This window comes from Tautonia rosea, from assembly GCF_012958305.1.
Lineage (GTDB): Bacteria > Planctomycetota > Planctomycetia > Isosphaerales > Isosphaeraceae > Tautonia > Tautonia rosea.
In genome coordinates this window covers 14,605-29,308 of record NZ_JABBYO010000011.1, presented here as the reverse complement: position 1 = coordinate 29,308, position 14,704 = coordinate 14,605, and the positions used below count along the sequence as shown (strand labels likewise).

Sequence of the window (14,704 nt, the reverse complement as noted above, 5' to 3'; positions counted from 1 at the left end):
GCCGTGGAACAACCTGTCCCGATCAGGGAATCTCGACGTCGTACTGGAAGTTCCGTTGCGAAGGGATCGTGACGGTCAGCTTGCTGTTGGTGTTATAACTCTCGGGAATGACGTTCTCGCGGACCATCAGCGCCTCGGGAGCAATCCCCAGTTCGCTCGGATCGCGTCCGAACATCGTCCCGCCCAGCTCCTCAGCCGACTGGGGTCGAACCTCCTGGTACGACGTCACCTCGACCCGATAGGAACCCGGGGGCGGCCCGCCATTGCGGGCGATCGCATACTTCCCCGCCACAATCGGCGCACCGGCCGATCGTCCTTCCCCGGCAGCATCATTGGAAATGAACTGAATCATCCCATCCTCAACTGGCTGACCCTGGAACGTGACCGCTCCTGAAAGGGCCACGCCGTCGCCACCCCCGCATCCGGCGGTGGCCATCAGGAACAGTGCGCCGATCAATGAACGTCTGTTTTGCATGATTCTTCACGTGTTGCGACACGGCCGAACCGTCAGCCGCCCGACCAGCTTCAGCTTCGGGACAATTCAGGTTCAGCGAACAGGCCGTACTCCCGCTGTTCCCTACCGTATTGAACGTTCAATTGAAACGACGAATCACACTCGGACGTATGATTCATCGAGACGTTCACGTCTTCACGACCGTTGTCATGGCAGCGTCGGCGAGGCGCAACCAATTGTCAAGCATTTTTTCTTAAAGAATGTCAGATCATGTGTGACGGGTTGAATGCTTGAATTCGCAGGCCCTTCCCCGTTCCCTCGGATCGAGCATCGTCTATCCGAGCCATTCGGGGGCGTGGGATGCGTCGTCGGGGACGTGTTCGGAGAGGAGGTCGCGCAGGTCGAGGCGCATCAGCTCGGCCAGGCGTTTGCTCGGCGTCCGCTCGATCTCCTGAACGAGTTTCAGCGCCAGCACATGCCACTCGGTCGCCGCATGGGGGCAGGTAAAGACATCTCGGAGACGCTTCGATCCTGCAAGTGACTCGGAAAAACCGGCCGAGGTCGGCACCCCTCGCTTCACGTCGCAGAACGTGCCGCAGACCCGGCAACGGACCTCGTCCAGCGTATCGGGATCGGCATAGATGATGTCGTAACCTTTGTGATGCATCGCCATCCCGTTTCGTGAAGACGTTGACACCCGAGCTGAAGTCGTAGGGGTACGACAGGGCCGATCGTTCCGGTTCTCAGGACCGGAACGCGTCGGGCAAGGCCTGAGTCGACGACTCCGGCCGATCCGCGCGGAAGTCGGTCAGGTCGATCGACGGAGCCCGGCCGAGAATCAGATCAGCCACCAGTTCGGCCGTGGCGGGAGAAAGCTGCAAGCCCGCGCGGCGGTGTCCGGTGGCGATCAACAGGTTCTCGGCCTCCGGAGCCGGTCCGATGATCGGCCTCGAATCCATGCTCCCCGGACGAAGCCCGGCCCAGGTCGTTTCGACCGAGGCCTCGGCCAAAATGGGGCAGAGCCGGATCGCCAGGTCGATCAGCTCGCGAGCGACCGAGGCCGTGGGCCTCGTGTCGAACCCTGCGTCTTCCTCGGTCGCGCCGACGAGCACCCGGCCGTCGTCTCGCGGAACCAGATAGCGGTCTTCCAGCTCGACGATCCGCCGCAAGATGGGACGATGGCTGTTCAGGAGAACGATTTGCCCCTTAATCGGCGGGGTCGGCACGCGAACGCCCGCCGAATCCAGCACCGCCTCGGTCCACGGTCCGGCGGAGACGACCGCCGAGCCGCACGGAATCGGCCCTTCCGGCGTCTGCACCGCGATCACCTTCCCCCGAGAGGTCTCAAATCCGGTGCAGGGGACCCCTGGGCGCAGTCGCCCCCCGAGCCGATCGCAGGCGGTCGCCAGCGCCTGCAGGTGCCTCGGGTTTCGCACCTGGGCCCGATCAGGGACGAAGTACGCCACCCGAAGCTCAGGGTTGAGGCTCGGCTCGACCCGATCGAAGTCCCCCGGCTCCAGCCGTTCGAAGGCAATCCCCTCCGATCGCCAGCGCCCCGCCGCGGCCTTCAGGTCGTTTTCTTGCTTGGCGTCGAGCGCCACATCGACCGCCCCGCAGCGTCGGTAGCCGTTGTCGATGCCGGTCAGCTCGCGGAGCCGATCCGACCACCTTGGGTACAGCTCGGCGCTTCGGGTTCGCAAGCGGGCCATTGGCAAGGGGTGCGGCTTGTCCGAGCCGGGAGCGATGATCCCCGCGCCGGCCCAGCTTGCCTCGCGACCCATTTCGCGGCGATCGAGCACCACCGGGCGCAGCCCTTCGGTGGCCAGCACATAGGCGATCGACAGACCGACCACTCCGCCGCCAATGATCACCACATCCGCAGTCTCAAGCTCCGGCATCGCTCCTCCTTCGAGGTTTCCGATCCTACCAGATCGGGCCTCCCGGCGCCGATCGGCCGCATCGCTCCTGTAGGATGTCGTCGAGTCTTCGAAGACGCACCGATCCGCCCTTCCGTAGTACCGCTTCCCGTCGTAATGGGTGAGATCCGGGTGCCCCGGGGTTCGCGGCGCGGACCCCGGGCCGGGGGCGGCCGGCCCATGCGGCTCCGCCCGGGGTTCGCGGCGCGGACTCCGGGGCACCCGCTGAAAAGCCGTGAACCCACCGATTGAAGACGGGAAGCGGTAATCTGTCGGCTGTTCCTTGTCGTCGATCGGTGCGTCCTTTTGAGGACTCGACCGCACCCTCCGTGAGGGAGGTCGCAATCGTTCTCCCGCATCAATGCGCCGTGCCCTGCCGAGCCGAAAGATCCGCGCAATTTCGGGCGGCCGACTCTTGCCAACGGTCCGGCGGCCGACGATAGTGCATCCTGCGCGGTTCTCCGCCCGAGCGATTGCAAACCGCGCGTGTCGGCATCATCCGCGACACGTTCTCGATCCCAGGGAGGTCCCCCCGATGCCACCTGAAGACCACAAGGCACCGGCCGAATTACCGCGACCGGGCCACAGCCGCCGCGACTTTTTGCGCGGCTCGAGCCTGGCCGCCGCCGGCGCCGTGATGGCCACCTCGGCCGAGACGGCGATGCACGAGGCCCGCGCCGACGTCTCCGAAGCCGACGGCGTCGAGATCTTCTCCGGCTCTTGTCCGATCGAGCTGAAGGTCAATGGCGAGGCGATGAGCGTCACCATCGAGCCCCGCTCGACCCTGCTGGACACGCTCCGCAACCGCCTGAACGTCACCGGGCCGAAGCGCGTCTGCGACCGGGCCAGCTGCGGTGCCTGCACCGTCATCCTCGACGGCGACGCCGTGTACTCCTGCACGACCCTGGCCATCTCCTGCACCGGCCACGAGGTCCGCACGCTCGAAAGCTTCGAGACCGACGAAGGGAGCGTTCCCCAGTCGTTCCTCCAGAACGATGCTTTGATGTGCGGTTACTGCACCCCCGGGTTCGTCACCGCTTGCCAGGCCTGGCTCGAAAAGAACCCGGGCAAGGAGCCGACGCTTGACGACATCAAGCAAGGGCTCGACGGGAATATTTGCCGATGCGGCACCTACATCGGTGTCTTCCAGGCGGCGCTCGACGCCGCCAAGGCGATGAAGAAAGGAGGGGCCTGAGTCATGGCAGCACTGTGGCCCGACAATCCGCGTCTCATCGGCGAAGGCGTCCCCCGGCTCGACGGCCTCGCGAAGGCCTCCGGACGCGCCAAGTACCCCTCTGACGAGCGGCCCGACGGCGTCCTCTTCGCCGTCGTCCTGCATAGCCCGCACGCCCACGCCAAGATCGTCAAGATCGACACGTCAAAGGCCGAGGCCATCCCCGGCGTCAAGGGCGTGCATCTGATCGCCAACGAGGGCGCAACCCTTCGCTACCACGGCGAGGAAATCGCCGCCGTCGCCGCGGAAAGCGAGGAAATCGCCCGCGACGGCTGCCGAGCCATCGCTATCGAGTACGAGGTCCTCCCTCACGCCGTCACCGAGGCCCAGGCCGTCGCCGACGGTGCCCCTCAGCTCACCCCTCGCGGCAACACCCAGGCCGGCCGAGCCCAGGAAGACGGCGACCCCGAAGCCGCCATCAAGGAGGCCGCCGCCAGCATCGAAGGGGAATACTCCGTCCCGGTCATCACCCACGTCTGCCTCGAAACCCACGGACAGGTCGTCCGATGGGATGGCGACACCAAGATGACCGTCTGGGCCAGCACCCAGAACGTCGACGGCGTGGAATCGGAAATGGCCGGCGCCTTCAATGTGCCCGCCACCGATGTCACCGTGCTGACCCCCGTCATGGGCGGCGGCTTCGGCGCGAAGTTCGGGGCCGATACCTGGGGCGTCGCCGCCGGAGAGCTGGCCAAGAAGACCGGCAAGCCCGTCTGGCTCTTCCTCGACCGCATCCAGGAACACCTGACCGCCGGCAACCGTCCCAGCGCCTCGGCCAAGCTGACGCTTGCCGCCGACAAGGACGGCAAGATCACCGCCCTGATCGCCGAAACCGCCGGCACCGGCGGCATCTCTCGTGGGGCCGCCTTCCCCTTGCCCTACGTTTATGAGGTGCCCAACAGCCGTCGCCAGCACACCGACATCCGCATCAACGGCGGCAATGCCCGAGCCATGCGAGCCCCAGGGCACCCCCAGGGCTGCCTCATCATGGAATCGGCCCTCGACGACCTGGCCGAGAAGATGGGCATCGACCCCTTGCAGATGCGCCTCAACAGCCTCGCCGAGCAAGACACCGTCCCCAGCGGTGCCGGCGAACCCCTGAACCGCAGCGAGATCTACCGCGATCAGATCAAGCTCGGGGCCGAGGCCATCGGCTGGGATCAACGCAAGCCCCGCTCCGAAAACGCCAAGGCCAGCGGACCCCTCAAACGCGGCTTCGGCATGGCCCTGCACCAGTGGGGCGGCGGCGGCCGAGACGACAAGCAGGTCACCTGCATCATCAACCCCGACGGCTCGGTCGAGCTGCGCAGCGCCACCCAGGACATCGGCACCGGTTGCCGGACCGTCCTCGCCCAGATTGCCGCTGAGGTCCTCGGTCTGAACACGACCGACATCACCTCGAACATCGGCAACTCGCAGTTCCCCCCTGGCCAGGCCTCCGGCGGATCGACCACGACTCCGTCCATGGCCCCGCCGGCTTACAATGCCGCCCTCGAAGCCCGAGACCTCCTGTTCAAGCGCATCGCCAGTGCGCTCGACGCCGAACCGGGCGACCTGGAAATCGGCAAGGGCGTCATCCTGGTGAAGGGGGAACGTGAAGTTCCCTGGAAAGAAGCCTGCCGCAAGCTCGGCACCATGCCGATCAACGTCACCGGCAGCTTCTCCGAAGGCCTGACCGCCCAGGGCGTCGGCGGCTGCCAGTTCGTCGACCTGACCGTCGATACCGAAACCGGCGTCGTCAAGCTCAACAAGATCGTCGCCGTGCAGGACACCGGGTTGATCCTGAACATGATGACCTGGAAAAGCCAGGTCTATGGCGGCGTGATCATGGGATTGAACTATGGCCTGTTCGAAGAACTGGTCATGGACCCCTCGACCGGCCTCTGCCTGAACCCCGACATGGAGCTGTACAAGCTCGCTGGGGCCAGCGACATCCCGGCCATCGACATCATCCCCTTCGACAACGAGCAGATGCGCAAGCGAGGCGTGATCGGCGTCGGCGAGCCGCCGACGATCGCCACCGCCGCCGCCATCGGCAACGCCGTGGCCAACGCCCTCGGCACCCGTGTCCCGAACTTCCCCATGACCCCCATGAACGTCCTCAACGCCCTGGCCAAGGCCTGATGCGCGATCCCCGAAGGCGGTGGAAGCCCGGACCAGGTTGATCGCTCACCCTCGTCCCTTCCGCCGCCCCGGCCGATCCGATCATTCCGAGGAGCAATCAGAACCCATGAAAGCCTTTGAATACGCCAGCCCGACCAGCGTCGAGCAGGCCGTTCAGGCCCTGGCCGGCGCCGAGTCCAGCGAGGGTCTTTCCGGCGGCACCGATCTGCTCTGCCGCATGAAGGATTATATCTCCAGCCCCGAACGGGTCGTCTACCTCAAGGCCATTGAGGACGACTCCTTCCGCGGCATCAGCACCGAGGGCGGAACACTCGCCATCGGCGCCGGCACCACCCTGGCCGAACTGCTCGAAGACAAGACGATCGCCGAGAAATACCCGGCCATCAAGCAGGCCGCCCGCTCCATCGCCACCCCTCAGATCCGCAACATGGCGACCGTGGCCGGCAACCTGCTTCAGCGCCCCCGCTGCTGGTACTACCGATCCGGCTTCGGCCTGCTCGGCGGCCAGCGTGACGGCGATGCCAAGCAGAAGCTCATCCGAGAGCTCGAAGGGGAGTTCGCCCCCTACGACATCGACCTCGGCGGTCAGCCCGAAAACGGCCACCTCGTCCGCAACGGCGACAACCGCTACCACGCCATCTTCATGACCGACGGCGACGCCCTGTTCGTCACCCCGTCGAACCTCGCCCCGGCCCTCATCGCCCTCGGTGCCGAGGCCGAGATCGTCGGCCCCAACGGCTCCCGGACGATCCCCGTCATGGACCTTTACCAGGTCCCGAAGGAGGAAGGCGACCGCGAGCTGACCCTCACCACCGGCGAGGTCATCACCCGCATCCTCGTGCCCGCGCCGAAGGGCAAAAACGCCTTCTACGAGATCCGCCAGAAGCTCTCGCACGACTGGCCGATCGTCATGGCTGCCGTCTGCGTTCCAGAGAACGGCGGCGAGCCGTCGATCATCCTCGGCGGCGTCGCGCCGGTCCCTTACCAGGCGAAGGCCGCCGAGGCCGCCATCGCCGGCAAGGCGATCAGCACCGATTCGGCCGAGGCCGCCGGACAGGCCGCCACCGAGGGGGCCAAGCCCCTCTCGAAGAACGCCTACAAGGTCCCCCTGGTCAAGACCGCCGTCAAGCGCGCCCTGCTCCGGGCCGCGGGAGATGAGTACTGGTCCAACACGGAGGCCTGACCCCGTGCGATCCATGAAACCGAAGCCCGAGCCCGGCCTCGAGCCCGACCCCGCCGTCGCTCCCGAGCCGGCTCCCGAACCGTCGCCGCCCCCCCCTCCGGAGTACCAGATGGTCGGCCCCCCGTGCCGCAAGCTCCGGAGCAAGGGCATGTACGTCTACACCGATGGCCCCGCCGAGTCGCACGGCGACTACGACAACACCATCTACTGGTGCCTGTCCACCCACAAGGCCTTCGGTCCCGACGACGACCTCGCCCAGAAAGACCTCTGCTGCGACCCCTCCCGGTCCTGCTACGAGGCCCTCTGAGCCCCTCCTGGTCCCATCAATCTCGGGCCGCCCGCCCCCTTTTTTCTGAGGGGGTCCGGGTGGCCCTGTTTCGTTGCGACCTTCCGCGCCGCGTTGAGATGACGGGACCTCCTGATCGCGGTGTGTCGTAAGAGATGATCTGATGCACGTCCCTCGCATCCGCCTTTCGACCCTCCTCGTCTCCCTCGCGGTGATCGCCGGCCTCCTGGCGTTCTGGCGACTCAACCCGCAAGACACGTTTCTCGTGCTCATCCCGTTCGAACTTCTTGTGCTGATCCCGGCCATCATTCTGGTCACCTGAGCGATCATGCTTCGTGCGTTTCACCGTGAGGAGTAGGACCGCTTCCCGTCTTCATCGGTAGGTTCACGGTTTATTGGCGGGTGCCCCGGGGTCCGCGGCGCGGACCCCGGGGCACCCGGATCCCATTCATTTCGACTGGAAGCGGTCGTAGGGTGTGTTGAGTCTTCGAAGACGCACCGATCCTCCTCGACACACGGCGGTGCGTCTTCGAAGACTCGACAGCAACCGACCGGACTTCTCTCATCTCTCATCTCTCATCTTTCATCTCTCATTCTTACGTCTCCGTGTCTCTGCGCGGGGTCCCCTTCCGAATCCCGTTCCCCCGCCACCAGGCATGGCGATCGACTCCCCGGAAGCCTACAATAACGCTCGACGACGGATCGCCCGAAGTCCAGGGACGAATTGCCGAGATCGCCGATGCCTAGCACCGCCTCGCCATCGCCTCGCGTCGTGAACCGACTCCGCGACCGCCTGCTCGACGCCACCCGCGCTGAGGTCCGCTTCGACCCCGCCAGTCGCGGTCTCTACGCCACCGACGCCAGCCTCTACCAAATCATGCCCGTCGGCGTCGTCGTCCCCCGCACGGTCGACGACGTGATCGCGACCGTCCGCATCGCCGCCGAGGAAGGGGTGCCGATCGTCCCCCGAGGCGGCGCGACCAGCCTTTCGGGCCAGACCATCGGCACCGCCATCATTCTCGATACGTCGAAGTATCTCACCCGGATCGGCACCGTCGACCGCGATCGCATGACCGTCTCCGTCCAGCCCGGCGTCGTGCTCGACCGGCTCAACGCCGAGCTGAAGCCCCTCGGCCTGATGTTCGGTCCCGACGTCTCCACGACCGACCGCGCCACCCTCGGCGGCATGATCGGCAACAACTCCGCCGGCGCCCGCTCCCTCCGCTTCGGCAAGACGGTCGATTCCATTCGATCGCTCGACGTGGTCCTCTCCGACGGCACTCCCACCACCCTTGGCCCATGCTCACCTGAACAACTGGCCGAACGCTGCCGCCAGGACGGCATCCTCGGCCGCATCCACCGCGATGTCCGAGACGTGGTCAAGGACCACAACGACGCCATCGTCAGCCAGTTCCCCCACATCCTTCGCCGCGTCAGCGGCTATAACCTCGATGAGTTCATCCCCGGCCTGCCGGTCCGCGCCCCCGAGGTCCCCGACGACCCCTGGGCCTTCAACCTCGCCAAGCTCATCGTCGGCTCCGAGGGAACCCTCGCCGTCGTCACCGGGGCCGAGCTCAAACTCGTGCCTGCGCCAAAACATCAAGGCTTGGTGGTGCTTTCCTTCGCCACCATCCCCCACGCCCTCGACCGCCTCTTGCCCATGCTCGAAACCGAGCCGGTCGCCATCGAGATGGTCGATCGCGCCATCCTCGACCTCGCCGCCCGCAATCCCGAGTACGCCAAAAGCCTCTCCTTCGCCGCCGGTCGTCCCGAGGCCGTCCTTGCCGCTCAATATTACGCCGAAACCCCCGACGAGCTGGCTGCGAAAGCCCACGACCTCCTCCACCGCGTCGAAGGGGCCCCCGGTTTACTCGGCCACCGCACCACCCTGACCGACGCCGCCAAGGACGATTTCTGGAAGGTCCGCAAGGCCGGCCTCTCGCTCCTGATGGGCATGCTCGGCGACGCCAAGCCCGTTGCCTTCGTCGAGGACACCGCCGTTTCCGTCGAGAAGCTCCCCGCATTCTACCGCCGCTTCCACGACATCGTCACCCGCCACGAGACCATCGCCTCATGCTACGGACATGCCGATGTCGGTTGTTTGCACATCCGACCCATCTTGAATGTGAAGGATTCCCGCGAGGTTGAGAAACTCCGCTCGATCGCCGCCGAGGTCTCCGACCTCGTCCTCGAATTCGAAGGGGCCATGAGCGGCGAGCACGGCGACGGCCTCGCCCGCAGCCGATGGAACCGCAAGCTCTTTGGCGAGGAAATCTACGGCGCGTTCCGCACCGTCAAGCAGGCGTTCGACCCGAAGAACCTCATGAACCCCGGCAAGGTCGTCGCCGAACCCGACCCCGGCACCGACCTCCGCCTCGGCCCTCATTACCAGGCCGACCGCGAACCGCGCGACACCGCCTTCGACTTCTCCTCCCAGGGCGGCTTCGCCCGAGCCGTCGAGATGTGTTCCGGTGTCGGTGCCTGCCGCAAGATCGGCACCGGCACCATGTGCCCCAGCTACATGGTCACCCGAGACGAGGACCACTCCACCCGAGGCCGCGCCAACCTCCTCCGCCTCGTCATGTCCGGCACCCTCCCCGCCGAGGGGCTCGTCAGCACCGACCTCGACCAGGCCCTCGACCTCTGCCTGCAATGCAAAGCATGCAAGACCGAGTGCCCGTCGAACGTCGACATGTCCAAACTCAAGGCGGAGTACCTCCATCAGAAGTACCGGTCCCGCACGGTGCCGATCGGCTCCCTCCTGGTTGCCCACATCCACCGCCTCAACGCGATGGGATCGGCCACGGCTCCGCTCTCAAACTGGATGCGAGAGCGCACCTCCGTCCGCTGGCTCATGGAAAAGGTCGCCGGATTCGACCGCCGCCGGATCGCCCCCGCCTTCGATCGCGACCACCTCCGCCGCTGGTTCCGCCGCCACCAGCCCGACCCGAGGGCCGGCACCCGAGGCCGCGTCATTCTCCTCGACGACTGCTTCACCACCTACAACCAGCCCTCCATCGGCCGCGCCGCCGTCCGCGTCCTGGAGGCAAGCGGCTACACCGTCGAACTTGCCGGCCTCGTCTGCTGCGGCCGACCTGCCATCTCGAAAGGCTTGCTCGGCCTCGCCCGCGGCTGGGCCGAGCAGAACGTGGCGAAGCTCATCGGCGCGGCTCGCCAGGGCGTGCCGATCGTCGGCTGCGAACCCTCCTGCCTACTCACCCTCACCGACGAGTACCGCGATTTCCGCCTCGGCCCCGATGCCCACACGGTTGCCGATGCCTCGATGATGATCGACCGCTTCCTCGCCGATCCCGACCGCGTCCCCGACCTCCCGCTCCGACCCCGAGACGCTCGCGTCCTGCTCCACGGCCATTGCCAGCAAAAGGCCCTCGTCGGCACCACCGACACCGTCGCCGCCCTCAAACGCATCCCCGACCTTGACGTCAAACCCCTCGATTCCGGCTGCTGCGGCATGGCCGGCTCATTCGGCTACGAACGCGGGCATTATGACGTGAGTGTTGCCCTGGCCGAGCGCGTCCTCCTCCCCGCCGCCCGCAACGAGCCCGCCGCCCTCCTCGCCGCCCCCGGTTTCTCCTGCCGCAGCCAGGTCCACGGCCTCGCCGGCATCGACGCGATCCACCCCATCGAACTGATCGCCGATCAGCTTGACGATGGGAGCGCATCTTAGCCCACCACCTCGAATTCCTTGGAATTCGGGACCATGCCCTCTCGCGAGACCTTTGGTTGGACGGCTCACGCATGAATCAACGGAATGCGGTTCGTCTGTTGATTAATTTCAACTTTCCCCGACAAGTCATTGCGGATTGAGAAATGCTTGGTACGGTCTAGGCGTACAGACAGGCGCATCATGCTTTCGACTCGATGGTGAAGGACGGGGTCGTCGCACCAAAGCAATCAACCGAACCGGATATTATTGCCATCCGTCGAAGAACTCGGGACGCGGAGTTATCCGACAACGAGCGATTAGGAGAAGGGCCATGAAACAACGCATATTCCCCAAATTTCTTGTGGCTCTGCTCCCGCTCCTGCTCGCCGGACCTGCTCATGCCGATCTCATCACGCACTTCACGTTCGCCAACCGAACGCTGGGTGACTCCACATTCATTCCCAACGTCGGCCTCGTTCCAGACAGCAACGGGAACATCGTGTCCGGCCAGAACGTGACCGTGAGCGACACCACGTTCACCATCGCTGCGGCCGGTGGGAGAAACCTGGCCGGCAATTTGCTCAATCCGCAACGATTCCACCTGGGCGATCCCGGCCTCGGCGTTCGAGGTGGCGGCAGCGGCTGGCTGCAAGCAGGGGAATCCCTCATCTTCCACTCCGACACGCTCGTGACTCTCACAGAGTTGGTTTTCTTCCGTCGGCGCGGTACGGAAGACCTCGACTACACCTTCGACCTCCTGGTCGATGAGAACGATCCCGTCACGAGCCTCGTCAGCGACAGTTCCACCGTGGCCCGTTTCGTCTCTCTGGAACGCTTTACCCTGAACGTGACCGGCAAGACCTTTGAGATCCGGACACGGGGCGGCGAGGGCCGTCTCGCCCAGTTGAGCGTACATGCCGATCCTACCTCCTTGGCTGGGGCCTTGACCGCCCCGGAACCCTCGACCCTGGCAATGGCGGCCTCCGGAGCTGTGATCGGCCTGGTCTGCTACGGACGGTCTCGGACGCGTTCCGGCCGAAACCGGGTCTGAGGGATGAGTCGAAGCGTTGCCTCATCGTCGGGTATGTTCACCCGCTTCGTCGTGGCCGGGCTGATGGCGTGTGGTCTGTTTTGCTTTCCTGCAGGCCAGCCGGCCCTGGCAGTCGGAGACGGTCCACCCGCGACCGTCTCTCCGGCTCGCTTGATGGCCGATGTGGACGCCTTGGTCGACTTCGGCACGCGTCACTCCCTCTCGGAGACGAACGTCCACACCGCCGATTGGCTCGCCGACCGTTTCCAAGCCGTCGGATGCGACGAGGTTACCCTCCACGACTTCCGGATCGGCCCCCGCACACGGCATAACGTCGTCGCGACGATCCGAGGGACCGATCGTCCCGAGGAGTTCGTCCTCGTCGGCGCGCATTACGATTCGAGGAACGCTCAGATCGCTGATGCCGAGGGCCTGGCCCCCGGAGCCAACGACAACGCCTCCGGCACCGCCGCCTTGCTGGAACTCGCCCGAGCCATGGCGCTCGACCCTCCGGCTCGATCCGTCCGCCTCCTCGCCTTCAGCGGCGAGGAACAGGGGCTTCTCGGCTCTCGGGCGTATGCGAAAACATGCCGAGACGAAAACATTGCGATCGTCCTGATGATCAACCTCGACATGATCGGGCACCCGATGGACGAGGCCCGCCGCGCCCTCATCGTCGAGCACGATCCCGGCCTCCGCTCCCCGGCCAACGACGCCCCCTCGCTCGCCTGGGCCAATCGGCTCAAAACGCACGTTGCCGCCGCCGGCCTCGAACCGGTCTCCGGCATCATGTACGGCAGCGATTACATGCCGTTCGAGGCCAACGGGGTCGTCTGCGTCGGTCTCTTCGACGGTGCCGACGAGGCCGACTTCTACCACGACAAGGCCGACACCCCCGACAAGGTTGATGCCAACTACTGCGCCTCCGCCACCGCCGCCGCCCTGGCCTTAATCCGAGAAGCGGCCGATCCCGCCTTCGAGATCGACGCGAACGCGGCCGCAGCCTCGGTCAACGAAGCCCTGTCTCCTCCTTGACCTTCCCCTTGCCCAACGGCTCACGAGCCCTCGGCGGCCTCGTCGATCGCCCGCTGAAGCTGCGCCTTGGTCATCCGAGAACGGCCGGAAACATCCAGTTCGCGTGCGCGCTCGTAAAGTTCCTTCCGCGTCGGTCCGTCCTGGGATCGAGCGCTGGACGAGGTCGAGGTCGGACGTTTTGACCTGGTGGTCCCCTTCGTCTCGTCTTGCTCCAGACGATCGAAGGCCCGCTTGATTGCGTCCGTCCAGGGAACCCGGCGCTTCCCCTTCATGCTCTGCGTCGTCTTGGTCCGCTCGGCCTCTCGTTTTTCGTCGTCGCTGAGTGACTCCCAGACCTTGCGGGGGAGGTAGCGTTTCGTCCGCCCCTTTGTGCGAGCGTCGGCCTCGCCGTCAATCGTTTGCCAGTCCTGCTCGGTCCAGCGTTCGAGCGAGATCGCGGCCTCGTCCTTACGATCGGTCGTGTAGCCGCCCCCCTCGGCCTCGTACCGTTGAACGAGAAGTTGGCTCTTGCGGGCCGACCATTGCCCCGGCTTGCCCCCCTTGTCGGACTGCTTGATCGCGTCCTTCAGCTTCGCTCGGAGCTGGGGCTTCGTATAGTTTTTGGAGTTCCGGGGCATGGCAGCGATGCTCCTTGGATCGTTGGCACACCAACGATTCATCGGGCGGAAGGATGTTCACCCATCTCGTGAGCAATCCGCGTTCCAGGAGCGCACTGTTGACCTCACGAGTTCGAATAGATCCGTCCCGAGCGGTCCCAGGAACTCCAGGTCGGCTCCCTCCGGAACCAGCCCAGGCCGATCGCGTTGCGATAGCAGATGCGCCCGAGCAGGTGAGTGATCACCATCCCCTCATACAGCAACAGCAGCCAGAGTCCCCATAATCCCAGGGCGGCCGCCGTCAGGCTGGGCGCGTGGAACATCACCAGCCGCCAGACCCCGACCGCCAGCAATAAGGCAAATGCGGTTAATAACCACAATGGCAGATATTCGCGACCGATGATCCGAATGGCTCGGGCAATCGCCAGCGGATGCGCCAGCGCCAGGTTGTCGTGCAAGATCGCCGCGGCCAGACCCATTTGCACGTAACCGGCCGACAGGCCGATCAGGATAACCACTGCCAGCCAGTCGAGCGGCCCGAACTCGCCGCGCAGCTTCGCATACACCAAGACCGGAATCGCCCCCACCCCCAGCCCGACGATCCCCGCCCAGAGCCACCGCCCCAGCCCTTCCAGAATCGTGTGCCGGTCCCACATCGGGAACCTCGGGTGGTCGGTTCTGCCCATCGCCCCATCGGTCAGCACCCGGGCGAAAAAGAGCAAAAGGTATCCACCAGTAAATGAAAAACTGATGATCAACGGCAGCGAGAACGGAATCAAGAGCAAGGCCAACGGGTTGAATCCCCCCCTCGGCCCGTCTCGGAAGAACATCACGATGTCGAAGACCGGCACCGACATGATCGTCAAGAACGGAGGGAACAGCACCAGCAGCACCAGCCCCGGCCCATCGCGCAAGGGAAACGTCAAAACCTCTCCCAGACCGATCGGCTGCCCGCGTCTCGGGAACGAGGGGGCAGGGGGGCGGGCCCGGAATCGGAACTTCGAACGCCCCGCAACCAGCTCGGGGGCCGGATCGCTGCCGACCGTCCCATCGGGGCCGATCACCCGGCCGCACGTCGGGCATCGGCCCGACCCGACCGATCCCGGTTCAGGTGCCTTCAACCACGTTCCGCACTGGCAAATGACGATCGCCATGATGCCCCGGTTCGTTCGTCCGACG

Annotated in this window: 13 protein-coding genes; 8 read left to right on the top strand and 5 right to left on the bottom strand. The window is 65.5% G+C overall.

Going from position 1 to position 14,704, the window contains the following annotated elements; all coding sequences use genetic code 11:
- Positions 1-22 precede the first annotated feature (22 nt).
- From HG800_RS18890 to thiO, 3 genes are all read right to left on the bottom strand, one after another.
- Complete coding sequence (locus HG800_RS18890; protein WP_169978336.1) at positions 23-475, bottom strand: hypothetical protein; 453 nt, start codon at positions 473-475, stop codon at positions 23-25.
- Between the two features lie 313 nt (positions 476-788).
- Positions 789-1,127, bottom strand: coding sequence for a hypothetical protein (locus tag HG800_RS18885; protein WP_169978334.1), 339 nt, complete (start codon positions 1,125-1,127; stop codon positions 789-791).
- Between the two features lie 70 nt (positions 1,128-1,197).
- Complete coding sequence (thiO, locus tag HG800_RS18880; protein ID WP_169978332.1) at positions 1,198-2,352, bottom strand: glycine oxidase ThiO; 1,155 nt, start codon at positions 2,350-2,352, stop codon at positions 1,198-1,200.
- Between the two features lie 553 nt (positions 2,353-2,905).
- Between thiO and HG800_RS18875 the strand changes: the two genes are divergently transcribed.
- From HG800_RS18875 to HG800_RS18840, 8 genes are all read left to right on the top strand, one after another.
- Positions 2,906-3,565 carry a (2Fe-2S)-binding protein gene (locus HG800_RS18875; protein WP_169978330.1) on the top strand — a complete coding sequence of 220 codons (660 nt, stop codon included), beginning with the start codon at positions 2,906-2,908 and terminating at the stop codon, positions 3,563-3,565.
- A gap of 3 nt (positions 3,566-3,568) precedes the next feature.
- Positions 3,569-5,728 carry a xanthine dehydrogenase family protein molybdopterin-binding subunit gene (locus HG800_RS18870; protein WP_169978327.1) on the top strand — a complete coding sequence of 720 codons (2,160 nt, stop codon included), beginning with the start codon at positions 3,569-3,571 and terminating at the stop codon, positions 5,726-5,728.
- Between the two features lie 106 nt (positions 5,729-5,834).
- Positions 5,835-6,911 carry an FAD binding domain-containing protein gene (locus tag HG800_RS18865; protein ID WP_169978325.1) on the top strand — a complete coding sequence of 359 codons (1,077 nt, stop codon included), beginning with the start codon at positions 5,835-5,837 and terminating at the stop codon, positions 6,909-6,911.
- A gap of 4 nt (positions 6,912-6,915) precedes the next feature.
- Positions 6,916-7,218, top strand: coding sequence for a hypothetical protein (locus HG800_RS18860; RefSeq protein ID WP_235963797.1), 303 nt, complete (start codon positions 6,916-6,918; stop codon positions 7,216-7,218).
- A gap of 142 nt (positions 7,219-7,360) precedes the next feature.
- Entirely contained in the window at positions 7,361-7,519 is a 159-nt protein-coding gene (locus HG800_RS18855) for a hypothetical protein (protein WP_169978323.1), read from the top strand.
- Positions 7,520-7,936: 417 nt separating this feature from the next.
- Positions 7,937-10,885, top strand: a complete 2,949-nt coding sequence (locus tag HG800_RS18850) for an FAD-binding and (Fe-S)-binding domain-containing protein (RefSeq protein ID WP_169978321.1) — start codon at positions 7,937-7,939, stop codon at positions 10,883-10,885.
- A 310-nt stretch (positions 10,886-11,195) separates the two neighbouring features.
- Positions 11,196-11,915 (top strand): hypothetical protein, encoded by a 720-nt coding sequence (locus HG800_RS18845; protein WP_169978319.1) that lies wholly within the window; start codon positions 11,196-11,198, stop codon positions 11,913-11,915.
- 3 nt (positions 11,916-11,918) lie between these two features.
- On the top strand, positions 11,919-12,929 hold the full coding sequence (locus HG800_RS18840) for a M28 family metallopeptidase (RefSeq protein ID WP_169978317.1): 1,011 nt from the start codon (positions 11,919-11,921) through the stop codon (positions 12,927-12,929).
- A 20-nt stretch (positions 12,930-12,949) separates the two neighbouring features.
- On the opposite strand, the gene HG800_RS18835 is transcribed toward HG800_RS18840, so the two are convergent.
- Both HG800_RS18835 and HG800_RS18830 read right to left on the bottom strand, forming a co-directional pair.
- On the bottom strand, positions 12,950-13,546 hold the full coding sequence (locus tag HG800_RS18835) for a hypothetical protein (protein WP_169978315.1): 597 nt from the start codon (positions 13,544-13,546) through the stop codon (positions 12,950-12,952).
- A 104-nt stretch (positions 13,547-13,650) separates the two neighbouring features.
- Positions 13,651-14,679, bottom strand: a complete 1,029-nt coding sequence (locus tag HG800_RS18830; RefSeq protein WP_169978313.1) for a hypothetical protein — start codon at positions 14,677-14,679, stop codon at positions 13,651-13,653.
- Positions 14,680-14,704: the final 25 nt, after the last annotated feature.

Bases quoted from the DNA above. Each gene is read 5' to 3' on its own strand.
- HG800_RS18850 (WP_169978321.1), top strand. From the start codon at position 7,937: ATGCCTAGCACCGCCTCGCCATCGCCTCGCGTCGTGAACCGACTCCGC.
- thiO (WP_169978332.1), bottom strand. From the start codon at position 2,352: ATGCCGGAGCTTGAGACTGCGGATGTGGTGATCATTGGCGGCGGAGTG.
- HG800_RS18885 (WP_169978334.1), bottom strand. From the start codon at position 1,127: ATGGCGATGCATCACAAAGGTTACGACATCATCTATGCCGATCCCGAT.
- HG800_RS18855 (WP_169978323.1), top strand. From the start codon at position 7,361: ATGCACGTCCCTCGCATCCGCCTTTCGACCCTCCTCGTCTCCCTCGCG.
- HG800_RS18835 (WP_169978315.1), bottom strand. From the start codon at position 13,546: ATGCCCCGGAACTCCAAAAACTATACGAAGCCCCAGCTCCGAGCGAAG.
- HG800_RS18830 (WP_169978313.1), bottom strand. From the start codon at position 14,679: ATGGCGATCGTCATTTGCCAGTGCGGAACGTGGTTGAAGGCACCTGAA.
- HG800_RS18840 (WP_169978317.1), top strand. From the start codon at position 11,919: ATGAGTCGAAGCGTTGCCTCATCGTCGGGTATGTTCACCCGCTTCGTC.
- HG800_RS18865 (WP_169978325.1), top strand. From the start codon at position 5,835: ATGAAAGCCTTTGAATACGCCAGCCCGACCAGCGTCGAGCAGGCCGTT.
- HG800_RS18875 (WP_169978330.1), top strand. From the start codon at position 2,906: ATGCCACCTGAAGACCACAAGGCACCGGCCGAATTACCGCGACCGGGC.
- HG800_RS18870 (WP_169978327.1), top strand. From the start codon at position 3,569: ATGGCAGCACTGTGGCCCGACAATCCGCGTCTCATCGGCGAAGGCGTC.
- HG800_RS18890 (WP_169978336.1), bottom strand. From the start codon at position 475: ATGCAAAACAGACGTTCATTGATCGGCGCACTGTTCCTGATGGCCACC.
- HG800_RS18845 (WP_169978319.1), top strand. From the start codon at position 11,196: ATGAAACAACGCATATTCCCCAAATTTCTTGTGGCTCTGCTCCCGCTC.